Source organism: Pseudomonas sp. R3-56 (assembly GCF_051132075.1).
Classification (GTDB): Bacteria; Pseudomonadota; Gammaproteobacteria; order Pseudomonadales; family Pseudomonadaceae; genus Aquipseudomonas.
The window spans coordinates 2,857,955-2,881,022 of record NZ_CP071657.1 but is presented as its reverse complement, the minus strand read 5'-3'; the positions used below and the strand labels follow the sequence as shown (position 1 = coordinate 2,881,022).

Below are 23,068 nucleotides of genomic sequence, written 5' to 3'. Positions count from 1 at the left end.
TTAATAACTATCTGACCAGGTGTTCATTTCGACTACCACCTCAGGGGCAATAACAATGAATAATCCCCACTGTCCGCTGCCGGAGCGGATCGCTGCCGAGCCTTTTCGTCCACGCGGCGATAGCAAGGAACTGAGCGACAGCAGCTCGCCAACCCCGGCAGAACTGACCAACTGCCTGTTTTTCTCTCCCGATGACGGGCGTATCTGGCTCAACGACCAACGCATGTTGTTGCTGCACAGTTCGTCCTTCGGCGCGTTGCGTCGGGAAATCATCGAGCGCCAGGGACTGGAGCAGGCCCGAGGCATGCTCACCCGCACCGGCTATTGCTCCGGCGCCCGGGACGCCCGGCTGATTCGTGAACGCTGGCCCCACGCCGACGCAGCCGCGGTGTTTCGCGCAGGCACGCACCTGCATACTCTCGAAGGCATGACCAAGGTCGAGCCGCTGCATTTCAAGTTCGATGCGGAATCGGGGTTTTACGAGGGGGAGTTTCTCTGGCACCACTCCTGCGAAGCCGACGAACATATCGCCGCCTATGGCACCGGGCAGGATCCGGTGTGCTGGACCGAGCTGGGTTACGCGATCGGCTTCGTCAGCGGGTTGTTCGGGCAACTGGTGGTCTTTCGCGAAGTGGAATGCCGGGGCATGGGGCATGAGCGCTGTCGTGTCGTCGGCAAGACCGCCGAGCAATGGGGCGATATCGAGCGCGACCTGAGCTACCTCAATGCCTCGCAACCGGCTGCGCCTTTACCGTCCGGCGCCAGGCCCGATCCCATGACTGCCAGCGACCCGCTGCCTGACAGCGAACAACCGCTGATTGGCGCCAGTGCGGCGTTCAACGCGGCGACGCTGGCTCTGCAGCGGGTCGCCCTGACACCGGCCACTGTACTGGTCACCGGCGAGTCTGGCGTGGGCAAGGAAATGTTCGCCCGTCAGTTGCACCAACTGAGCCGGCGCCGCCAAGGGCCGTTCATCGCCCTCAACTGCGCGGCAATACCGGACAACCTGATCGAAGCCGAACTGTTCGGCGTCGAGCGCGGTGCCTATACCGGCGCCACCCATTCACGCCCCGGCCGTTTCGAGCGGGCCGATGGCGGTACGTTGTTCCTCGATGAAATCACCTGCCTGAGCCTGGCCGGCCAAGGCAAGCTATTGCGCGCGTTGCAGGAGCGGGAAATCGAGCGGGTCGGTGGCGGCCATGCCATCAAGGTCGACGTGCGAGTGGTCGCGGCGACCAACCTCGACCTGCGCAAAGCCGTGGCCCAAGGCGAGTTTCGCGAGGACCTGTTCTATCGGCTCAATGTCTACCCCATCGCCCTCCCGCCCCTGCGCGATCGCCGCGATGACATACCGTTGCTGATCAATGCCTTCCTCAAGCGCTTCTGCCTGGAATACGGCCGTACACCGGTGGGCCTGACCATGCGCGCCTTGAAGATGCTGCTGCGCTACGACTTCCCTGGCAACGTGCGGGAACTGCAGAACCTCATCGAACGCGGCTTGATTGCCAGCGAAGAAGGCCAGGCCATTGACCTGGTGCATCTGTTTCGTGACGAGCGATTGCCGGCGGATGCGTATTCGGTGGACGGCAATGGCGGGCTCACGTCATTGGCGCCGGCCGCGAGCGACGCTACGGCGAAGGCGCCGTTGTTGCCGTCCCTGAGCCAATGGGACGCGGACTTCTCCATCGATGGCCTGGAGTCGCGCCTGATCAACGAAGCCCTGCAACTGAACAGCGGCAACCTGGCGGCGGCAGCCAGGTCGCTGGGCTTGAGCCGGGCGCAGTTCGCCTATCGGTTGAAGAAACACCAACGCAATATCGACGAATAAACACAGAACCCGTGGGAGCGAGCCTGCTCGCGAAGACCTCGGCCACCATAAACCCCGTGGCGAGGGAGCTTGCTCCCGCTGGCCTGCGCAGCAGGCCCCTGCATTTCTTCAGGCAGACCGCAGTAGCCTGTTTACGACTGCTGCGCAGCCGAGCGGGAGCAAGCTCCCTCGCCACGGGGGCTGCGTCCGCCTAATCCGTCGTGCTCGCCGCCAGCACACCCAGGGTCCGGCGCTCGGGATTCCAGATGCTCAGGCACCACACCCCCCACCACTCCAGGCCATCATCGAAATAGTCGCTCCAGGGATCCGGGGCGGGATCGGGCTCGTCGCTGGCCAATCCGTTGAAGTTGAAGTTGTCGACCCAGTCCAGCACCATCACGCCGCTATCCGGCACAAGTCCGAGCAGTTCAAGCCACTCTTTGAACAGCGCCTGGGGCGTGTCGTTGTTGAAGCGGGTGCTGTAGGGCGGCTCGCAAAACGCGTCGTACAAGGCATAGGCTTGCGGGTTGCGTTCAGTCTTTCCCGCGCGCATGAGGCGAATGACCTGATCCTGACTCAGCGCCTTGGGAACGGCCTTGCTCAGGTCCCAGCGCATGCTCGGTGGGGCGATATCGGCATAGCGCGGATCAAGGCGCAGTTGGCGATCTCGCTCAAGCCATTGTGCCTCGATGTGCTGGAACAGTCCGTCCACGGCCTGGCGGTGCAGCGACTGATCGACGATTACACCCGCCTCGGGAGCAAGTACCAGGAATTCGAAAGCACAACCGGCCGCCTCCATTCGCTGGCGCAACGCTTCACTGGCTGCCTGCTCGACAATGCTCAACATGCTGGCTCCGCTAACCTTTCACGCACACGACCTGACGCAGCGTATGCAGCACTTCGACAAGTTCACGTTGTGCATGCATTACCTTGTCTATGTCTTTGTATGCCATTGGAATTTCATCAATCACCGCAGCGTCTTTCCGGCATTCCACATGGGCAGTGGCGCGGACCTGATCCTCGACGCTGAAACGCTTTTTCGCCTCGGTCCGGCTCATGACCCGGCCGGCACCGTGGCTGCACGAACAAAACGATTGCTCGTTGCCCAGGCCGCGCACGATAAAACTCCTGGCGCCCATCGAACCGGGGATGATACCCAACTCGCCTTTCCTGGCCGACACCGCGCCCTTGCGTGTTACCAGTACGTCGTGTCCGAAGTGTCGCTCTTTCTGCACATAGTTGTGATGACAATTCACCGCTTCCAGCGCCACTTCGAACGGTTTGCCGATGACCTGCCGGGCGGCGCGTATCACCGCGTCCATCATCAAGGCCCGGTTCTGCCGGGCGAAATCCTGGGCCCAGCCCACCGCTTCGACATAGTCGTCGAAATGCCGGCTGCCCTCCTCGAAGTAGGCCAGGTCACGGTCTGGCAGATTGGCGAGGTGCTGGCGCATGTCGGCCTGGGCCAACTGGATGAACAGATTGCCGATGGCATTGCCCACGCCCCGGGAGCCGCTGTGCAACATGAACCAGACCCGGTTGGCCTCATCCAGGCACACTTCGATGAAATGATTGCCGCTGCCCAGCGTACCCAGATGCTGCCGGTTGTTGGTGCGGGCCAGCTTCGGGTATTTGTCGGTAATCGCCTTGAAGCGCGCGGCCAGCGCGACCCACGCCTGGTCAGCCTCGCGTGGGACATTGCTCCAGGCGCCCTTGTCGCGTCCGCCATGGCTGAGGCTGCGCCCATGGGGCACGGCTTTTTCGATAGCACTGCGCAGGGCCTGGAGGCTGTCCGGCAAATCGGCGGCATCGAGCGAAGTGCGCGCGGCGATCATGCCGCAACCAATATCCACCCCCACCGCCGCCGGAATGATCGCGCCTACGGTGGGGATGACACTGCCGATGGTCGACCCCTTGCCCAGGTGCACATCGGGCATCACCGCCAGGTATTTGAAAATGAACGGCATTTTTGCCGTGTTCAGCAATTGCTGGCGGGCTTCGGCCTCCACCGGCACGCCCTGGGTCCAGAGTTTGATGGGCTTGCCGTTGGCGACTTCCAGCAGTTCGTAGGTTTTCTCGTGCATGGTCGCGGTTCTGTTCAATGACGAGCCGCGCTTGATTGCCGGCTCACAATTTCGACACTGGGCATGAACGCAGATTCAGCGAGGATTTGTCGAATGCGGTTGCGTGTCTGGATGTGGCGAGCCGGAAATAACGCCCCGGCGATAGTCGCTGGGCGTCTGGTTCATCTCAATGCGGAAATGCCGATTGAAGTTGGACAGGTTGTTGTAGCCCACCTCAAAACAGATGTCAGTCACCGCCATTTCGCTCTGCGAAAGCAGCCGGCAGGCGCGCTGGACCCGGAGCTTGCGCATCAGGTCGATGAATCCGTGGCCGGTGATGCGCTTGAAGAAGCGCGAAAAACCAGGTTCGCTCATGCCCAGTTGCCGGGCGATCACCGACAGACGCAGGTCGCCGGTCAATTCGGCTTGCAAATATTCGAAGGCTTTCTGGATGCGCGCCGAGGTGCGCTCATCGAGCGTCGGCGCGTAGCAAGGGCTGGCCAGGCAGAAGACATCGCTTTCGCAGGCGCGGCCAAGGGTGTCGAGCAGTTGGAAAAACAGCGCCAGCCGCGCCAGCCCCTGGGCCGGGCCGATCGCTTCGAGCAGGTGCGCCGCGTGCCGCGCGGTGTCGCCGCTAAAGGCCAGGCCACGGCGTGCCTGGTCGAACAGGCGTTGCAGGTTTCCCAGTTCCGGCAGTGTCTGACGCAGGGCCATCAGGGTTGCTCCGTCAAACTGCAACACCACGTCGCGCCCAGCCAGATGCTCGCCAGGCGCCAGGTCGCCCATCCAGTCGTGGGGCAGGTCCGGACCGATCATCGCCACATGGCCGGGCCCAAACGGGCCGATGTAGTCACCCGCCAACAGCTTGCCACTGCCCCGACGGATCAAGTGAATTTCAAACTCCGGGTGGTGATTCCAGCGCGCCATGGGATAAGGATAGTCATGCTCGTACCAGCGGAAGCTGTTCTCCGGCTCCGGCAGGATGACTTCCAGCTCGGGCGGCTGCTGGCCGTAAAGGAGCGCTCGGTGATCAGGCATGTTGCGCCTCTCTTATCGTTATGGACCGCACCATACGCCGGCTGCCCAGCGGTCGCCAGCTTCGCCTTGACGCGCCACCGATACTTTTTTAACCGACCGGCTGGAAGGTTAAAAAAGTATCACGCGACGATCCTCTGCGTGTTTGTCGACCTTCGGTGGCACTGCTGTAATCCCCATCGACAACGACGGATCCGTCCTGCTGCCCAAGCAATGACGGTTCATCCAATACCCGTGGCGAGGGAGCTTGCTCCCGCTCGGCTGCGCAGCAGTCGTAAAACCGATGAATGCGGTTGACCTGACGAAACGCATTGGCCGTTTTTGGGGTTGCTGCGCAACCCAGCGGGAGCAAGCTCCCTCGCCACAAGGGTTCACCGAACCTCATTTTTATTATCAGAACAGGACCATCCCCCATGAAACGACTGCAAGGAAAAAGCGCACTGATAACCGGTGCCGCCCGTGGCATCGGCAGGACATTCGCCCAGGCCTATATCGACGAAGGCGCGACCGTGGCGATTGCCGATATCGATCTGGACCGGGCCCAGGCCACGGCCAGCGAACTGGGCGACAACGCTTACGCGATAAAAATGGACGTGACGGACCAGGTCTCGATCGACCAGGCGATCGACGCAGTCGTCGCCCGGACGGGAAAGCTGGACATCCTGATCAACAACGCGGCGCTGTTCGATCTGGCGCCCATCGTCGAAATCACCCGGCAGAGCTATGAGCGGCTGTTCTCCATCAACGTGGCCGGCGCCCTGTTCACGCTGCAAGCCGCCGCCCGGCAGATGATCCGCCAGGGCCACGGCGGCAGGATCATCAACATGGCGAGCCAGGCCGGCCGGCGTGGCGAGGCCTTGGTGGCGGTCTATTGCGCCTCGAAGGCGGCGGTGATCAGCCTGACCCAGTCCGCCGGGCTGGACTTGATCAAGCATCGGATAAACGTCAACGCCATCGCTCCTGGCGTGGTGGATGGCGAGCACTGGGACGGCGTCGACGCGCTGTTTGCGCGCCACGAGAACCTGCCCCTGGGGGAAAAGAAGCGTCAGGTCGCTCAGCAGGTCCCCTATGGCCGGATGGGTACTGCCCAGGACCTCGTCGGCATGGCGGTTTTCCTGGCCTCGGCTGACAGCGAATACGTGGTGGCGCAGACCTATAACGTCGACGGCGGTAACTGGATGAGCTGACGCATCGCAGGTTTTACGGCCTTGAGACGATGAAAATGGACCTATTCGCCTGAAAATTGATCCCACTACTTGAGGAGCGTCCCGAACGGTACCAAACGGTGCCGTCCCTGGGATTTCAAAAGAGCGTGAATACCGTTGCCCCAGCGGGGCAAAAATTGCGCATCATAGGCGCCGTCCGCTCAAGGGAGATTTACATGCGTGCGATTTTTTCCGTCATGCGTCTTGCCGCGCTGTCGCTGGGGCTGACGTTCGCCGTCAGTGCGGTAGCCACCGAAGAGACGAAACTGGTCGAGTCCATCAACCTCTACCGCAGCCAGTCCCAGAGCTGCGCCGGCCAGGCGTCCCTGGAGCTGCCGCCGCTGGCGATGGATTCGCGGTTGATCCTGTCGGCCAATGGCATCGGCGATCTGCAACAGGCGTTGGCCCGGGCGGCCTATCCGATGGTCAACGTGCAAGCGATCAGCCTGTCCGGGCCGCGCGACGCGCAAGCGGCGATGAAGGCCGTGCAGGAAAGTTTCTGCCAGGTCGTGCTGGACCCGCAGTTCATTGACGTCGGTGTCAGCCGACTGGACCGCGAATGGCGCATCGTCCTGGCTCGCCCGCTGTTGTCGGCGCGACTGGGCGATTGGCAAGCCGAGGGCCAGAAACTGCTCAAACTCATCAACAGCGCCCGCGCGCAACCGCGCCGCTGCGGCACCGAGGCCTACACCGCGACCACTCCGCTGGCCTGGAACGCCACCCTGGCCCTGGCGGCGGTGAATCACACCCGAGCCATGGCCAACAACAACTTCTTCGACCACAAGGACCGCGATGGCCGCACACCCGGCGACCGCGCCGAACTGGCCGGCTACCTGGGCCAGGCCATCGGCGAAAACATCGCCGCCGGGCAAGACACGGCTTTGAAAGTGGTGGACGGCTGGCTGGCCAGCCCCGGGCATTGCGCCAACCTGATGAACCCGCAATTTCGCGAACTGGGCGCCGGGTATGCGGTGGACCCGAAAAGTGATGCGGGGATCTACTGGACGGCGATGTTTGGTACGCAATGACCGGTGCTGACCGGGCTTGCGCCTTCGCGAGCAGGCTCGCTCGCACATTGATCGCGGCGTACCCTATGACGCTTCAGGGGCTCTTCTGTAGGAGCGAGCCTGCTCGCGAAGGCGGCAGACCGCCCCACATCAAGCGCCCGCCTCATCCTCCCGTAAAACCCGCCGCACATGTCCCATGAACTGGCTCAACGACGGCGATTGTGCCACCGGCTTGCGCTGCAACAGCCCGATCGAGCGCTTGGCCGGCTGATCGATTGGGGTTACAGCGCACTGTTCGCCGATGTTGAACACCGCCGTGCAACTGGCCGGCAATAAAGAGAATCCCAGCCCCTCCCGTACCAGCGCCGTGGCCGTGCTCATATGCGCCACCTCCCAGGCTGGGATTGCATCCACGTTCAAATAGCGCAGCGCCGCGTCAGCCAAGGGCCGGATGCTCGTGTCAGGCGTCAGGGCAATGTAGGGCTGCTGCGTCCACTCCTCCTGGCCGTCACCCTGCGAGGGCTTGTGGCTCAGCAGTACCAGATTGTCATCCAGCAGGCGCTCGAAGCTCAGCCCAGCCAGGTCGTCAGGCAGCGAACTGATGCCGGCGTCTACCTCGCCGCGCTGCACCCAGCCGAGGATTTCTCCGGCGCGGCCATCCAGCAGGCTCACCGTCACACCGGGGTTTTCACGCTGGAAAGCAGCCATGGCGATCGGCAGAAACGACGCGGCAGCCGTGGGCAAGGCCGCGAGCCGAAGCGTGCCGCGACTCAGGCTCAAGGTGTCGCGAGCATCGCGCACGGCATCGTCCATGTCCCGCAGCATGCGCCTGGCCTGGGGCAGGAAGTGCTCGCCGGCTGGCGTCAACTCGACGCTGCGGGTATTACGCGCAAGCAGCTGCAACCCCATGCTCTCTTCCAGTTTGCGGATGCTGTAGCTCAGCGCCGGTTGTGACAGATGCAGCTGTTCCGCGGTGCGGGTGAAGCTTGAAGTCTCGGCGATGAGGATGAAGGCTCGAAGCTGTCGGAAAGAAACGTTCATGACCGGCTCATAAAATTACTGGATCAATTGATTCTATCTTTAAAATTCACAGATTAATTCTGTCTCTCCACTATGGGGCCACCCTTCAGTGGAACACGAACATGACAAAAACAATTCTCGTCGGGTGTGGCGCAGGTTTTGCCAATGATCGGCCCGACGCCGCGCTACGCCTGGCCCAGGACCTGGCGCAACGCAGCGGCCAGCGCTACATCATGCTGGAGCTGCTGGCTGAACGGACCCTCGCCGAGGCGCAATTGCGCAAGCGCCTCGATCGACGGTCGGGCTATTCAGCGCGTCTGTTCGACTTCCTCGAACCCATGCTGGACATTTGCATCGAAGCCGGCATTGCGATCATCACCAACGGCGGCGCAGCCAACCCCAGGGCCGCCGCGCAACGGTTGCGCGACGAATTGGCCGGCCGTTTCCCGGCGCTGAAAATCGCCTGCGTACTGGGCGACGACCTGCTCGAAGAAACGCCTCCGCGCTATGAACGATGGCTGTCGTCGAGTGCCGATGAACAGCCTGTTTCGGTGAACGTCTACACCGGGGCCGACGGCATCGTCCAGGCATTGGCCGAGGGCGCTGGCATCGTGCTGTGTGGCCGGGTTGCGGATCCGTCCCTGGCGGTAGGCGCGATCCGCCATGGGTTGGGTTGGAAGGCCGACGATTGGCAAAAAATGGCCGTCGCGACCGCCGCCGGACACCTGCTGGAATGCTGTGCCCAGGTCACTGGCGGCTATTTCGCCCATCCCGGAATGAAAGACATCCCGGATCCGGCCAACCTCGGCTGCCCGATCGCCGAAATTCACCAGGACGGCCGCTTGATCATCGGCAAGACGCGCAACAGCGGCGGACGAGTCAGCGAGCAGACCGTCAAGGAGCAATTGCTTTACGAAGTCCATGACCCGCGACGTTATCTGACGCCGGACGTCGTGCTGGATCTGGGCGCCGCCCACGTACAGGACCTGGGGAACGACCGGGTGGAAGTCACTGGCGTGATCGGCCATCCGCGCCCCGACACCCTCAAGGGCTTGGCGGGGATGCGCGGACTCTGGTTCGGCGAGGCCGAGATTTCCTATGCAGGCCCCGGTGCCGTGGCGCGTGCCGCCCTGGCGCGCGACATCCTGCTGCAGCGTTTCGATCGTTTGGCGCCAGGTGTACAGCCCTGGATCGACCTGTCGGGAGTCGCCAGCCTGTTCAACGACCAGGGTGGCCGTTATCTGCAAAAACAACTGGCCCAGGCGCCTTTGCTGGAGGACGTGCGGGTGCGTATCGGCCTGACCCACACTGACCGATCGCTGCTCGAAACCCTCTTGGCAGAGGTCGAGTCGCTCTACACCAACGGACCGGCTGGCGGCGGTGGCGTCCGGCGCCACCTCGCAGAAACCGTTACCACCCGCAGCTTCCTGCTGCCGCGTGATGAAATCCATACAGCCCTGGAGTGGTACTGATGAGCCTGGTCACCCTCGCCGACTTCGCCCACGCCCGTGCCGGCGACAAAGGCAACATCCTCAGCATCGCGGTATTTCCCCACGACCCGGCCCATTATCCCTGGCTGCTTCGGGTGCTGACCTGCGAGCTCGTCGCCGAGCAGTTCGCGACGCGCCAGCCCTCCAGGGTGCATCGCTATGAACTGCCGAACCTGAATGCGTTGAACTTTGTGCTCGAGGACGCCCTGGAAGGCGGCGTGAATCGAAGCTGCGGTCTCGACCGCCATGGAAAAAGCCTGAGCTACCTGCTCCTGGCCTTGCGCCTGCCGGGACCGGAAGACTGACCGACTCGCCGCCTGCAACACCATCCGACAACAATAAAAAGAGAGGCTGCAACATGATTACAACCCTGGGTTTCCTGATGATGCTTGCCATTATCGGGCTGATATTGCTGCGCCGGATCAGTCCGGTGGTGGCGTTCACCACCCTTCCCGTGGTCGTCTGCCTGCTCGCCGGCTTCAACCTCGCGCAGATCGGCGAGTTCATCAAGGCCGGCCTGGTCACCGTCGCGCCGACCGCCGCGCTGTTTCTGTTTGCCATCCTGTTCTTCGGCATCATGCGCGACCGTGGGTTGTTCGATCCGCTGGTCAACCTGTTGATCCGCAGCACGGGCGGCAAGCCCCTGGCGGTGGCGCTGGTTACCGTTCTGGTGACTTCAGTGGTGCATCTGGATGGCGTCGGCGCCGCGACGTTCCTGCTGACGATCCCGGCACTGCTGCCCTTGTACAAGCGCCTGAACATGAGCCCGACGATGCTGTTGTGCCTGGTGGGCACCACGGCCGGGGTCATCAACATGGTGCCTTGGGGCGGAACGACTGCGCGGGCCGCTGCCGTGTCGGGGCTCGATGCCACCGAGCTGTGGCTGGGGTTGCTGCCGGTGCAGATGGTGGGCCTGGTGTGCATGCTCGGGGTGGCGACGATACTGGGGTCGCGCGCCCAGCGGCGCCAACCGATGTCGCTGGGTGCGGCCGCGACGCGTGACATGGACGACCTGCAAATGCAAAGCCGCGAATTCAGTCTCTCTCCCCGGCAGCTGCGCTACTGGCTGAATGTGGCCCTGACCGGCGGCATTCTGCTGTGCCTGTTTACCGGTATCTTTCCGCTGTACGCCTGTTTCATGGTCGGATTGGGCATCGCCCTGCCCTTGAACTTCCCATCCCTCGACGCCCAGGCCGAACGCCTCAAGGCCCATGCGTCCGATGCGTTGCAGATGGTTCTGGTGATGATGGCCGCCGCCGTGCTGCTGGGCGTGCTCTCCGGAGCGAAGATGTCAGACGGCATGGCCTTGGCGCTGATCGACATCCTGCCCGCCGGTGCTGCCCAATACCTGCATGTGATTGTCGGGTTCTTCGGCGTCCCGCTTGGAATGATCTTCTCGCCGGACGCCTACTATTTCGCCCTGCTGCCAGTGATCAAGGACGTCGCCATCGCCGCTGGCGTTCCTCTCGAAGCGGTGGCCCGGGCCATGCTGATCGGTGAGAACACCGGCTTCTCCATCAGCCCGGTGGTACCCAGCGTGTATCTGGCCCTGGCACTGTCCGGCGTAGAGTTGCGCAAGCACATGGCCTACACGTTTTTCTGGGCCTGGGGCGTCAGCCTGTTAATGCTCGCCTTTGCCGTGGCAACCGGGGCTGTTCAAGTGTGAAACTCAAGGGTGGGCTTGGAAGATCAGCGACCGATGTACCCCCGAGCCCGCCCTCACCCCATCGCCAACGGCCAGCGCGACCGAGCCGAACGGCATGGCCGCATCGCCGCAGGCAAATATGCCCGGCACGCTGGTTTCCCGGGTCATCGGGTCACTCTGGATGAACGCGCCAAGCGGACCCTCTTCAAACGCGCAGCCCAGGGCTGCCGCGAGTGGACTGGCAACCCGCGTACGCGGCAAGACGAACAGGCCGTCGATGGCGACCACCCGACCGTTGGCCAGTACCACGTCGGCCCGCTCGCCTTCGATACGCGCCACTCGCTCGGTCACTACGGTGACGCCACGCTGATCGAGGCTCGCCTGTTGCTCCGGATCAAGCGCCAGCACGCCATTGGTGAAGAACGTCGTCGGCCCCCAGTCGGGCAGCATCTGGGCGTGGTGCAGTGACATCGGCGAGGTTGCGAGAACGCCGATCGGCCCTTGGTCCAACTCGTAGCCATGGCAATACGGGCAATGGAAGACGCTTTTGCCCCAGCGCTCAGTCAGCCCGTGCACGTCGGGCAAGTCATCAATCACGCCTGTGGCCAGCAACAGCCGGCGAGAACGGTAACGCAGGCCGTTTGCGGTCTCGACAATAAAAGCCTCGGCATCCCTGCTGGCTTGGGTCGCGGTGTCGCGAACCCATTCAACCGTCGGGTACGCCATGAGCTGAACATGGGCGTCGCCGGCTATATCGCCTGGGGCACGACCGTCCTGCCCGAGAAAACCATGGGATGTCGCGGCGAAGCGGTTGCGACGCTCACCCGCGTCGATCACCAGCACCTTGCGCCGGGCGCGGGCCAGTTGCAAACCCGCGGACATACCGGCATAGCTGCCGCCTGTAATGATGACGTCGTATTCCATGGGCGATCTCCAAGAGTGGTTTCGATGGCACGGCAAGTCTCGACACATCGTAAGTTTCTTGAAAAGCCACTGTCAACAGTCTCGTAACTTTTGCGATTACGGGTAATACTCACCCCCGCCCCAGTCATGGAATCTGTCAGCCCGATGAGAAACGACACACGCCTGTCCCGCATGCTCCATGTATTGATCCACATGGACCGCCACCAGCAATCCGCCACCTCCGACACCCTCGCGCAGATGCTCGGCACCAACCCGGTGGTCGTGCGCCGGACCATGGCATTGCTCAAGGAACAGGGTTACGTCACATCGGAAAAGGGCCATCGCGGGGGTTGGGCCCTGGCCAAGCCACTCTCGGAGATGACGCTGCTGGATATTCATCAAGCGTTGGGCAGCACATCGATCTTTGCGCTTGGCCTGTCGACCGACCACCCGCAATGCCTGGTGGAACAAGCGGTGAATGCGGCGCTGACAGACGCCTTCGACGAGGCCCAGGCGTTGCTGCTCAAGCGTCTGGGCAGCATTACCCTGGCGCAGTTGGCCGAGGATTTTGATGCGCGGTTTCGGGGCGCCCACGAGGTCGAGCCTCACCACTGATCCCTGTGGGAGCGAGCCTGCTCGCGAAGACGGCAGCACATTCGACATTTAAGTAAACTGACACAACGCTTTCGCGAGCAGGCGCTCCCACAGGGAGGGCGAGCCTGCAAATGAAAACGCCGCTCAATGAGCGGCGTTTTTGTACCTCACCAGACAGCGTCCGGTTTACAGCGCCATGTCGGCCGCTGGGTTGGCCTCGCGAGGAGCAGCCGGTTGGGCCGGTGCTACCGCGGTGCCTGGCTTGCCGATAGCCGGAGGCGGATCCAGTTGCAGGAGTTCGCTGGTGTAGGCCCATTCCTGTGCGACGCGCTCAGGATTGTCGTTCAGCTTGGTGCCGTAGCTCGGTACGATCTGGCGCAGTTTTTCCTGCCAGGCCGGGGTGGCTACCTTGTCCTTGAAGACCTTCTCAAGCACGGTCAGCATGATCGGTGCAGCGGTCGAGGCGCCTGGCGAGGCACCCAGCAGACCGGCGATGCTGCCGTCCTGGGAAGCGACGACTTCGGTACCGAGTTTCAGCACGCCGCCCTTCTCTTCGTCACGCTTGATGATCTGCACGCGCTGGCCGGCTTGCCACAGGCGCCAGTCTTCCTGCTTGGCGTCCGGGAAGTATTCCTTCAGCGCGTTGAAGCGGTCGTCATCCGACAGCATCAGCTGGCCGGCAAGGTATTCAACCAGTGGGTACTGTTCGATACCGACCTTGGTCATCGGCCACACGTTGTGGGTCGTGGTGCTGGTCAGCAGGTCGAAGTACGAACCGTTCTTCAGGAACTTGGTGGAGAACGTGGCGAATGGGCCAAACAGGATCACGCGCTTGCCGTCGAGCACGCGGGTGTCCAGGTGCGGAACCGACATCGGTGGCGCGCCAACCGAAGCCTTGCCGTACGCCTTGGCCAGGTGCATCTGGGCGACGGTCGGGTTTTCGGTTACCAGGAACGAACCGCCCACCGGGAAACCGGCGTATTCACGGGCTTCCGGAATGTCCGACATCTGCAGCAGGTGCAGCGCGCCGCCACCGGCACCGATGAACACGAACTTGGCGTCGGTCTCGGTTTCGGTACCGTCTTTCAGGTTCTTGTACGAAACGCGCCAGGAGCCATCCTCGTTGCGAGTGATGTTTTCCACTTCGCTGGACAGCTTGAGCGAGAAGTTCGGCTTGGTTTGCAGGTGGGCAGCGAACTGGCGGGTGATTTCGCCGAAGTTCACGTCAGTACCCAGCGGGCTCCAGGTAGCCGCGACTTTCTGGCTCGGGTCACGCCCTTGCATCATCAGCGGAACCCACTTGCTGATCTGCGCAGGATCTTCGGAATACTGCATGCCGGCGAACAGCGGGCTGGCCTGGAGAGCGTCGTAACGCTTCTTCAGGAAGGCGATGTTCTCGTCACCCCACAGGAAACTCATGTGCGGGGTGGAGTTGATGAACGAGCGCGGGTTCTTCAGCACGCCGTTCTTGACCTGCCAGGACCAGAACTGACGGGAAATCTGGAAGGCTTCGTTGATTTCGATAGCCTTGGAGATGTCGACCTTGCCGTTCTTGTCTTCCGGCGTGTAGTTCAGCTCGGCCAGGGCGGAGTGCCCGGTACCGGCGTTGTTCCAGCCATTGGAGCTCTCTTCGGCAACACCGTCCAGGCGCTCGACCATTTCCATGGTCCAGCCCGGCTCCAGCTCATTGAGCCAGACGCCGAGGGTCGAACTCATGATGCCGCCGCCAATGAGCAAGACATCCACTTTTTTCGGCTCGGCGGCGTGCGTGGTCGCAAGACCCATCGCCATCGCCAGGCCCAGCAGCGCCGTATGTGTTTTCTTCAACATGTGTGTATCCCTAGGGTGGAACGCCATTCCGTCCCCCAATCCTGTTCGAGCAGAGTCCGCACCCATGCCGGCATGGCCAGCGGGCGGGGATCGATGGACTGGAGGAAGGACCTACAGGGGCCGAGCAATATCGGCCTCACATTTATGTCTCTCCGGCGCTGACTTCTTGTAGGTCTTGGCTTCAGCTGGGTGAGGGACACTGCAAAACGGTCTGGATCGGGCCTGCCAAGGCCGTGCCCGATTGTCGCAGCGGGGGGAGTTTACAGAAGGAAATAAGCAGACCGAAGCGCATTTTTGCATTCGAGGTAAAAACGCCGACCAAATGACGGCGTTTTAATGGCTCGGTTGCGCGCCGTGAATACGCGCTCCGCCCCGAAATCAGAGGTACTTGAGGATCGCGATGTCGCGCCGACGTTGTTTCAACGCTGCGAACCAACGCGTTGGAAAAAACAGGACGACACTCAACAACACGCTCCACAACCAGACCATCGGCAAGTGGTCGAAGCCGAAATAAGCGCCCTGATTGGTGCCCCAAATAAACACCGCCACCAGGTACATGGCCTTCAGCACGTACAGGTGCAGCAGGTAGAAGAACATCGGCGCGCCGCCATAGATGGCCAGAATCGCGATGCCGCCCTTCTCCTGGGCTTTTTCGAAAAGCGCCAGCAGGATCAGGCCCACCGCCAGCGTCGGCATCAGGAACATCAGTGACGGCGGGTACTTGGTCGCGCTCATGAAACTCATGAAGGTGCGCAGTGCATCTCCGGCCTGGACCCAGGGTTTGTCACCGTAGACGTTGAGATAACGGATAAACACGAACGCCACCAGCAAGCCGATGCCTACCTTGAGCAGGCGCCGCACTCGCGTGGCCGCTTCGATGTCCTTGCCGAACCATGGCCCGATCGCCCAACCCAGCAGGATCACGCCGATCCATGGCAACACCGGGTAGGTGGTGCGTGCCCGGGTGAACTCGGTGATCTCGATGAACGACCGCTGATGAAGAATCGACCACGGCACAAAAAACGGCGAGTCCGGCCCCAGCACCACACCATCCAACAGGTTATGCCCGGCAACGATGGCCACGCCCAGCACGATCAGCCAGCTGCGTTTGAAGTGCAGCAACGCCGCCAGGGCGATCATGCAGATGCCGATGCACCAGATGACCTGCAGCCACAAAGTCTTCGGCGGAAACTCGGCGTTCCAGGCGAAACAGACGAACGTGAGCTCCAGGAACACCAGGAACAGACCGCGCTTGAGCAGGAACACCGAAGTCTCGCTGGCGGTGTGTTTCTGGCTGTAGAGCCAGGCCGACAAACCGGTAAGGAAGATGAACACCGGCGCACAGAGCGTACTGAGCAGACGAGTGAAAAACAGGTCCGGGGTCACGCTCAATGCATCGATCGGGTCAGTGACCTGGCGGTGCAGCAGGAAGGTTTCGCGGACGTGGTCGACCAGCATCAGCAACATGACAAAACCCCGCAAGGCATCGATGGCGAGCAGGCGCGTCGCGGTTGTTGCGGTACTGGAGGCGAAGGTTGGAGCGATGACAGCGGACGGGCTTGTCGCGCTTGGGGATAGGCTCATGGCGATACTCAGGAGTCGGGGGCTTTGCAGGATCAGGAATGAGAATTCCTGCCAAAAGAAAGAGGATAACATAACACGATTGTTATCCATTCCGATGCCTTTGTGGGAGCGAGCTTGCTCGCGATGGCGGTGGGTCAACCGGAACATGTTTGCCTGACACTCCGCTATCGCGAGCAAGCTCGCTCCCACAGGTTTAATTGAAGACCGACTACCCCAACAACTGGCTCAACACCGCCCGCAACTTGCCCGGCTTGACCGGTTTGTTGAGCAGCGGCGCATTCAGCTTGCGCAAGGCACGGCGGCACTGGTCGCTGCGGTCGGCGGTGATGATCACAGCGGGGATCGCTTGCTGGAAATGTTCGCGCAGGTGCTTGACCACCTCGCAGCCGACCACCCCATGGTCGAGGTGAAAATCCGCCAGGATCAGCTCCGGTGCGCGGCCTTGCAGCACATCGAAGGCGCCCGCTTCGTCGGTGGCGGTCAGCACTTCGCACCCCCACTGCCCCAGTAGTGCCGCCATGCTCTGCAAAATGCTCAGCTCATTGTCGATGACCAGTAACCGGCGCCCAGGCAACGGGTTTCCGGCGACGGCCTGAGCAGGCGCGTGGGTCAGGGGCAGTGGCTTTTCGGCAGACAATGGCACCTCGATGCTGAACACCGAGCCGCGTCCCGGCCGCGAACGCACCCGCACCCGGTAGCCGAGGATATGAGCGATACGCTCGACGATCGCCAGCCCCAGGCCGACGCCCTTGCGGTCCGCCGCGCGGCCGACATCCAGTTGGTTGAACTCGAGGAAAATCGATTCCAGACAATCGGCGGCAATGCCTCTGCCCGTGTCCCAGACCTCCAGGCTCAAGCGCCCTCCCCGTCGCCGCGCCGCCAGGAGGATGCCGCCCTGGTCGGTGTAGCGACAGGCGTTGCTCAGCAGATTGCGCAGGATGCGGGTCATCAACCGCAGGTCGGTCAGCACCGCCTCATCGGCGAATCGCACGCGCAATTCCAGGCCCGCGGCGCCGGCCACCGATTGGAATTCCGAAACCAGCGGCGCGAGCAGCTCATCCAGCCGATACGGCGCCGGGTCGGGTTTTACGGCGGCCTGGTCGAGCCGGGAAATATCCAGCAGGTCGGTGAGCAGGTCCTCGGCGCCTTCGAGCGCCTGGTGCGTGCGTTCCACCAGCAGATGCTCGGCGGCTGGCATCTGGCGTTCACGCAATGTAGCAATCAGCAACCGAGCGGCGTTGAGCGGTTGCAGCAGATCGTGGCTGGCGGCGGCCAGGTATTTGTCCTTGCTGCGGTTCGCGGCCTGGGCGGCGTCCCGGGCATCGCGCAGCTGTTGCTCAACCAACTCGCGCTGGGCGATCTGCTGTTGCAGGTTGTGGTTGGCCTCCAGCAACGCATCGGTGCGCTCCGCCACCCGTTGCTCCAGTTGGTCGTTGAGTTGCTGCAGATGCTGGCGGGCCTGTTCCAGTTCGGCGAGACGCGCCGCCAGCTCCGGGTAATGGCTCTTGCGCGTCGAATGATTGCCCAGTCCAAGCAGCCCGGCGAGGGCCTTTTGCTGTTCGTCAGAGGGCTTCGCCATAGACGACCTCGACATCCCGCTGGCTCGACTCGCGTGGATTGGTGAGGATGCACGGGTCATGCATCGCGTGTTGCGACAGGAACGGGATATCCGAGGTACTCACCCCATGCAAGCCGAGGGTTTCGTGGAAACCGATGGTGTGCTTGAGGGCAATCAGGTGTTCCACCAGCCGCGTGCGGATCTGTCGATGGTTGAGCCCGCGACAATCAATGCCCAGGGTTTCGGCAATCACCTTGAAACGCTCCGGCGCCGAGTTGTAGTTGAACGCCACCACATGCTCCACCAGCACCGCGTTGCATAAGCCATGGGGCAGGTCGAGGAAGCCACCGAGGCTGTGGGACATGGCATGCACCGCGCCGAGGATCGCGTTGGAAAACGCCAGCCCGGCCTGCATGCTGCCGAGCATGATTTTCTCGCGCAGGGCGACGTCGGCCGGGTTGGCGATCATCTGCACCAGATGGGTGTTGATCAGGCGCATCGCCTCCAGCGCGTGAGGATCAGTCAACGGCCCGTGGCCGGTGGAGACGAACGCCTCGATGGCATGCACCAGCGCGTCGATACCGGTGCAGGCCGAGAGGAACGGGTCCATGCTCAAGGTCGTCTCCGGATCGATCAACGACACATCCGGCACCGCCGCCTTGCTGACAATGGAAAACTTCATGCGCTCCTGCTGGTTCGAGATGATCACGAACTGCGACACATCGGCCGAGGTGCCGGCCGTGGTCGGGATCAGGATCAGCGGCGGGCTGGGTACCTGCAGGGTGTCGACGCCTTCGAATTCGAGGATGCTGCGACCGTGGGCGACGACGATGCCGATCGCCTTGCCACAGTCCATCGGGCTGCCACCACCGACCGCGACGATCACGTCGCAGTGGTTTTCACGGTACGTCTCGGCGCCGAGCATGACTTCCTCGACCCGTGGGTTGGGCGAAACGTCGCTGTAGATGCAGTAATCGATGCCCAGGGCTTGCAGGCTGGCTTCGACATCACCGACCCAACCGGCGGCGATGACCCCGGGGTCAGTGACCACCAGCACCTTGCGGGCGCCGAAGGTCTTGGCGTAGTTGCCGACATTGTGCCGGCAGCCGGCACCGAACATGATTTCAGGAGAAACGAACTTGCGCAGCGGGCTGAGGCTCATTTTTTCAGGGGGGCTCATCGGTAAGCCTGTTGTTATTGTCGTGGGATACCTTGAGCCTAAAGCATCGCGCCGTGAATGCAATCCGACCAATGGGTAGCCCGGCCCGAACGCGTCAGGCCGGGCCGGCACTCATCGGTTGGCGAAGTACATCGTCACTTCAAAGCCGATACGCAGGTCGGTGTACGCGGGTTTAGTCCACATGGGTCTTTCCTCTTCTTGTACCGGGCGATTCCGGCAGGTTCATTAATGCACGGGGGCGGCCTGGGGCCGAATGCTACTTTCGAAGGAGTGCACGGGGTGCGTTGGTATTAGCAACAGCGATTGCCGTGGCGAGGGAGCTTGCTCCCGCTGGGCTGCGCAGCAGCCCCAAAAATAGCCGCTACACAGTCAATGCTTTGCCTTGAAGAAGGGGGCCGCTTCCGCGGCCCAGCGGGAGCAAGCTCCCTCGCCACAGGGCTCAGTCAATGGATGCGGCGAGGATCAGAAGAACCCCAACGGATTGACGTCATAGCTCACCAGCAGGTTCTTGGTCTGCTGATAATGGTCGAGCATCATCTTGTGCGTCTCACGCCCGACGCCGGACTTCTTGTAGCCACCAAACGCCGCATGCGCCGGGTACAGGTGGTAGCAGTTGGTCCAGACGCGTCCGGCCTTGATTGCCCGGCCCATGCGGTAGGCGCGGTTGATGTCGCGGGTCCAGAGGCCGGCGCCGAGGCCGAACTCGGTGTCGTTGGCGATGGCCAGGGCTTCGGCTTCGTCCTTGAAGGTGGTCACGCCCACCACCGGCCCGAAGATTTCTTCCTGGAACACGCGCATCTTGTTGTGGCCCTTGAGCAGGGTCGGCTGGATGTAATAGCCGCTCGACAGGTCGCCTTCAAGGCGTTCCGCCGCGCCGCCGGTGAGCAATTCGGCACCCTCTTCCCGGGCGATGTCCAGGTACGAAAGGATCTTGTCGTACTGCTGTTCGGACGCCTGGGCGCCGACCATGGTTTCGGTGTCCAGCGGGTTGCCGCGCTTGATCTGCTGGATCTTCTTCAGCACCACTTGCATGAATTCGTCGTAGATCGACTCCTGGACCAGCGCCCGGGATGGGCAGGTGCAGACTTCACCCTGGTTGAAGAACGCCAGCACCAGGCCTTCGGCAGCTTTTTCGATGAACGCCGGTTCGGCCTGCATGATGTCTTCGAAGAAGATGTTCGGCGACTTGCCTCCCAGTTCCACGGTGGACGGGATGATGTTTTCGGCGGCGCATTTCATGATGTGCGAGCCGACCGGGGTGGAACCGGTGAAGGCGATCTTGGCGATGCGTTTGCTGGTGGCCAGGGCTTCACCGGCTTCGCGGCCGAAGCCGTGGACGATGTTCAGGACGCCGGCTGGTAGCAGGTCGGCGATCAGCTCGGCGAACACGGTGATCGACAGCGGCGTCTGCTCCGCCGGCTTGAGCACGATGCAGTTGCCGGCGGCCAGGGCCGGGGCGAGTTTCCAGGCGGCCATCAACAACGGGAAGTTCCACGGGATGATCTGCCCGACCACGCCCAGCGGTTCATGGAAATGGTAGGCCGTGGTCAGTTCGTTGATTTCGGCGGCCCCGCCTTCCTGGGCGCGGATGCAGCCGGCGAAATAACGGAAATGGTCAGCCGCGAGCGGTACGTCGGCATTGAGGGTTTCGCGCACGGCCTTGCCGTTGTCCCAGGTCTCGCTGACCGCGAGGAGTTCCAGGTTCTGCTCGATACGGTCAGCGATTTTCAACAGCACCAGGGAGCGATCCTGGACCGAGGTTTTGCCCCAGGCGTCGGCAGCGGCATGGGCGGCGTCCAGGGCCTTGTCGATGTCGGTGGCGCTGGAGCGCGGAAACTCGCCGATGACTTCGCCGTTGACCGGCGACGTGTTGGTGAAGTACTCAGCGTGGACCGGCGGAACGAATTCGCCGCCGATGAAATTGCCATAGCGCGGCTTGAAGGAAACGACGGCGCCTGGGGTTCCGGGTTGTGCGTAAATCATGATGGGCCTCTGCCTGGTCGATGCCTGTCGCGGGACAGGCGATAGGCCGATGGTAGAGAGCCCCGCGCGGTGGACGAATGCGTCATTGGCAGGGGGCGCTCTCGTTATTTGGTCGTAGGTTTGTGGACTTTCCGAAAGAACGGGAACGAGCGCTGCTCTTGTGGCGAGGGGATTTATCCCCGCTCGAGTGCGCAGCACTCGCAGAAGTTTTGGAGCCGCTTCGCAGCCCAGCGGGGATAAATCCCCTCGCCACAAAGGCAGCACTTTACTCAATGACAACTCAGCGCTTGGCCACCAGCTCTTTCGGCAACTTGAACGTCCAGAGCATGCCGCCCTGGTTGAAGTCCTTCACGCGCTTGGCCACTTCGCCGCCCCACAGCGGTACCGCGCCGCCCCAGCCGGAGACCACCGAGACGTACTGCTCGCCGTCCATCTCCCAGGTAATCGGCGAGCCGAGCACGCCGGAACCGGTCTGGAACTCCCAGACTTTTTCCCCGGTCTTCGCGTTGAAGGCTTGCAGGAAACCTTCAGGCGTACCGGTGAATACCAGGTTGCCCTTGGTGGTCAGCACCCCGCCCCACAGCGGCGCGAAGTTCTTGTGGCGCCAGACTTCCTTGCCGGTCTTCGGGTCGATGGCCCGCAGCACGCCGATGTAATCCTCGTTCAGTGGCTTGATGGTGAACCCGGCCCCGAGAAACGCCGCGCCTTTCTTGTAGGCGATGCCCTCGTTCCAGATGTCCATGCCCCACTCGTTGGACGGCACGTAGAACAGACCGGTGTCCTGGTTATAGGCCATCGGCATCCAGTTCTTCGCGCCGAGGAACGCCGGGGCGACAAACACCGAACTCCCCTTGGCTTCGCTACCCGGTGCGCCCGGACGGCTCGACTCCACGTAGATCGGTCGCCCGTCCTTGTCCAGGCCGGAGGCCCAGGTGATTTTGTCCACGAACGGGAAACCACGGATGAACTTGCCGTTGGTGCGGTCGAGGACGTAGAAGAAACCATTACGGTCGGCCGTCGCCGCCGCCTTGATCTCCTTGCCACCCTCTTTGTAGTTGAACGAGATCAGCTCATTGACGCCGTCGTAGTCCCAACCATCATGTGGCGTGCTCTGGAAGTGCCACTTGATGGTGCCGTCGTCCGGGTTCAACGCCAGGCGCGACGAGGAATAGAGGTTGTCGCCAGGGCGCAGGTGGGAGTTCCACGGTGCCGGGTTGCCGGTACCGAACAATAGGAGATTGGTTTCCGGATCGTAGTAACCGCCCAGCCAAGGCGCGGCACCGCCGGTTTTCCATAGATCGCCGGGCCAGGTCTTGCCGGCCTCGCCGCCGGAGATACCATTCTCCACGGCCTTGCCGTCCTTGTAGACGTAGCCCATGTGGCCTTCCACGGTAGGCCGGGTCCAGAGCAGTTCGCCGTTTTTCGGGTCGAAGGCGCTGATCTGCCCAACCACGCCGAACTCGCCGCCCGCCACGCCGGTGATGAGCTTGCCATTGACGACCATGGGCGCGGCGCTGATGGAATAACCTTCCTTGTGGTCGGCAACTTTCTTGCTCCACACCACCTTGCCGGTGTCCTTGTTCAAGGCCACCAGCTTGGCGTCCAGCGTGCCGAAGAACACCAGGTCGCCGTACAGCGCCACGCCACGGTTGATCACGTCGCAGCAGGGACGGATGTCATCGGGCAAGCGCGCATCGTATTGCCAGAGTTTCTTGCCGGTGCGTGCGTCCACCGCGAACACCCGTGAATAGGAGCCGGTGAGGTACATCACCCCGTCCTTGATCATCGGCTGGGCTTGCTGGCCGCGCTGTTTTTCGCCGCCGAAGGAAAACGCCCAGACCGGCCGCAGGTCCTTGACGTTGTTCACGTTGAGGGTGTCGAGCGGGCTATAGCGCTGGCCCTGCACACCGAGGCCGTTGGTCACGATTTGCTGTGGGTTTTTCGGGTCCTGGAGAATTTCCTGGTCGGTCACGGCGGCCAAGGCCGAGCCGGACAGCAGCATGGCACTGAGCAGCAGGCTCGCGGCGAAGGATTGGCGACGTGCGGGATGAGTCATGACGGCTACCTCTGCGGTTATTGTTATACCCGGGAAATTTTCCCGGTCTGCCACAGATTCTTGGGCTCGGCGCCGTCGCCAACAATTGCCCGCAATGTTGAGTTTTCT

General features: G+C 62.3%; 19 protein-coding genes. 7 read left to right on the top strand and 12 right to left on the bottom strand.

Features of this window, described 5'->3' with window-relative positions; translation table 11 throughout:
- Positions 1 to 55: 55 nt before the first annotated feature.
- Complete coding sequence (locus tag J3P96_RS13045) at positions 56 to 1,828, top strand: sigma 54-interacting transcriptional regulator (RefSeq protein ID WP_434657729.1); 1,773 nt, start codon at positions 56 to 58, stop codon at positions 1,826 to 1,828.
- 190 nt (positions 1,829 to 2,018) lie between these two features.
- On the opposite strand, the gene J3P96_RS13040 is transcribed toward J3P96_RS13045, so the two are convergent.
- The 3 genes from J3P96_RS13040 to J3P96_RS13030 all read right to left on the bottom strand — a co-directional run bounded on the left by J3P96_RS13040 (position 2,019) and on the right by J3P96_RS13030 (position 4,908).
- Positions 2,019 to 2,654, bottom strand: coding sequence for a hypothetical protein (locus J3P96_RS13040; RefSeq protein WP_434657726.1), 636 nt, complete (start codon positions 2,652 to 2,654; stop codon positions 2,019 to 2,021).
- A gap of 10 nt (positions 2,655 to 2,664) precedes the next feature.
- Positions 2,665 to 3,891 carry an RtcB family protein gene (locus J3P96_RS13035; protein ID WP_434657723.1) on the bottom strand — a complete coding sequence of 409 codons (1,227 nt, stop codon included), beginning with the start codon at positions 3,889 to 3,891 and terminating at the stop codon, positions 2,665 to 2,667.
- A 75-nt stretch (positions 3,892 to 3,966) separates the two neighbouring features.
- Entirely contained in the window at positions 3,967 to 4,908 is a 942-nt protein-coding gene (locus J3P96_RS13030) for an AraC family transcriptional regulator (protein ID WP_434657720.1), read from the bottom strand.
- A 410-nt stretch (positions 4,909 to 5,318) separates the two neighbouring features.
- On the opposite strand from J3P96_RS13030, the gene J3P96_RS13025 reads away from it, so the two are divergent.
- Together J3P96_RS13025 and J3P96_RS13020 are read left to right on the top strand one after the other, a co-directional pair.
- Positions 5,319 to 6,092, top strand: a complete 774-nt coding sequence (locus J3P96_RS13025; RefSeq protein WP_434657717.1) for an L-iditol 2-dehydrogenase — start codon at positions 5,319 to 5,321, stop codon at positions 6,090 to 6,092.
- A gap of 194 nt (positions 6,093 to 6,286) precedes the next feature.
- The gene (locus J3P96_RS13020; RefSeq protein WP_305500875.1) at positions 6,287 to 7,138 is read left to right on the top strand and encodes a CAP domain-containing protein; all 852 of its coding nucleotides are present in this window, start codon (positions 6,287 to 6,289) and stop codon (positions 7,136 to 7,138) included.
- A 129-nt stretch (positions 7,139 to 7,267) separates the two neighbouring features.
- Here the strand turns inward: J3P96_RS13020 and J3P96_RS13015 are convergent, their stop codons facing one another.
- Positions 7,268 to 8,158: a LysR family transcriptional regulator gene (locus J3P96_RS13015; RefSeq protein WP_434657714.1), complete on the bottom strand. Its 891-nt coding sequence runs from the start codon at positions 8,156 to 8,158 to the stop codon at positions 7,268 to 7,270.
- Positions 8,159 to 8,259: 101 nt separating this feature from the next.
- Between J3P96_RS13015 and J3P96_RS13010 the strand changes: the two genes are divergently transcribed.
- From J3P96_RS13010 to J3P96_RS13000, 3 genes are read left to right on the top strand one after another with little or no spacing between them, the layout of a single operon-like run.
- Entirely contained in the window at positions 8,260 to 9,609 is a 1,350-nt protein-coding gene (locus tag J3P96_RS13010) for an acyclic terpene utilization AtuA family protein (RefSeq protein WP_434657711.1), read from the top strand.
- On the top strand, positions 9,609 to 9,932 hold the full coding sequence (locus J3P96_RS13005; RefSeq protein ID WP_434657709.1) for an AtuA-related protein: 324 nt from the start codon (positions 9,609 to 9,611) through the stop codon (positions 9,930 to 9,932). The genes J3P96_RS13010 and J3P96_RS13005 overlap by 1 nt, the downstream gene beginning before the upstream one ends.
- 53 nt (positions 9,933 to 9,985) lie before the next feature.
- Positions 9,986 to 11,293, top strand: a complete 1,308-nt coding sequence (locus J3P96_RS13000; RefSeq protein WP_434657707.1) for a CitMHS family transporter — start codon at positions 9,986 to 9,988, stop codon at positions 11,291 to 11,293.
- A gap of 3 nt (positions 11,294 to 11,296) precedes the next feature.
- On the opposite strand, the gene J3P96_RS12995 is transcribed toward J3P96_RS13000, so the two are convergent.
- Positions 11,297 to 12,196, bottom strand: coding sequence for an NAD(P)/FAD-dependent oxidoreductase (locus J3P96_RS12995; RefSeq protein WP_434657704.1), 900 nt, complete (start codon positions 12,194 to 12,196; stop codon positions 11,297 to 11,299).
- Positions 12,197 to 12,340: 144 nt separating this feature from the next.
- On the opposite strand from J3P96_RS12995, the gene J3P96_RS12990 reads away from it, so the two are divergent.
- On the top strand, positions 12,341 to 12,790 hold the full coding sequence (locus tag J3P96_RS12990; RefSeq protein ID WP_434574027.1) for an Rrf2 family transcriptional regulator: 450 nt from the start codon (positions 12,341 to 12,343) through the stop codon (positions 12,788 to 12,790).
- Between the two features lie 165 nt (positions 12,791 to 12,955).
- Here the strand turns inward: J3P96_RS12990 and mqo are convergent, their stop codons facing one another.
- The 7 genes from mqo to J3P96_RS12955 form a co-directional block, all read right to left on the bottom strand.
- Positions 12,956 to 14,599: a malate dehydrogenase (quinone) gene (gene mqo, locus J3P96_RS12985; protein WP_434657702.1), complete on the bottom strand. Its 1,644-nt coding sequence runs from the start codon at positions 14,597 to 14,599 to the stop codon at positions 12,956 to 12,958.
- A 378-nt stretch (positions 14,600 to 14,977) separates the two neighbouring features.
- The gene (locus tag J3P96_RS12980; protein WP_434657700.1) at positions 14,978 to 16,183 is read right to left on the bottom strand and encodes a DUF1624 domain-containing protein; all 1,206 of its coding nucleotides are present in this window, start codon (positions 16,181 to 16,183) and stop codon (positions 14,978 to 14,980) included.
- Positions 16,184 to 16,391: 208 nt separating this feature from the next.
- Complete coding sequence (locus J3P96_RS12975; protein WP_434657698.1) at positions 16,392 to 17,762, bottom strand: ATP-binding response regulator; 1,371 nt, start codon at positions 17,760 to 17,762, stop codon at positions 16,392 to 16,394.
- Complete coding sequence (gene ercA, locus J3P96_RS12970) at positions 17,746 to 18,903, bottom strand: alcohol dehydrogenase-like regulatory protein ErcA (RefSeq protein ID WP_305501237.1); 1,158 nt, start codon at positions 18,901 to 18,903, stop codon at positions 17,746 to 17,748. The genes J3P96_RS12975 and ercA overlap by 17 nt, the downstream gene beginning before the upstream one ends.
- Before the next feature lie 129 nt (positions 18,904 to 19,032).
- Entirely contained in the window at positions 19,033 to 19,104 is a 72-nt protein-coding gene (gene pqqA / locus J3P96_RS12965) for a pyrroloquinoline quinone precursor peptide PqqA (RefSeq protein WP_003243383.1), read from the bottom strand.
- A 279-nt stretch (positions 19,105 to 19,383) separates the two neighbouring features.
- A complete protein-coding gene (gene exaC, locus J3P96_RS12960; protein ID WP_434657696.1) occupies positions 19,384 to 20,904 on the bottom strand; it encodes an acetaldehyde dehydrogenase ExaC in 1,521 nt (506 codons plus the stop codon).
- Positions 20,905 to 21,184: 280 nt separating this feature from the next.
- Positions 21,185 to 22,960, bottom strand: coding sequence for a PQQ-dependent methanol/ethanol family dehydrogenase (locus J3P96_RS12955; protein ID WP_434657694.1), 1,776 nt, complete (start codon positions 22,958 to 22,960; stop codon positions 21,185 to 21,187).
- Between the last annotated feature and the right edge of the window lie 108 nt (positions 22,961 to 23,068).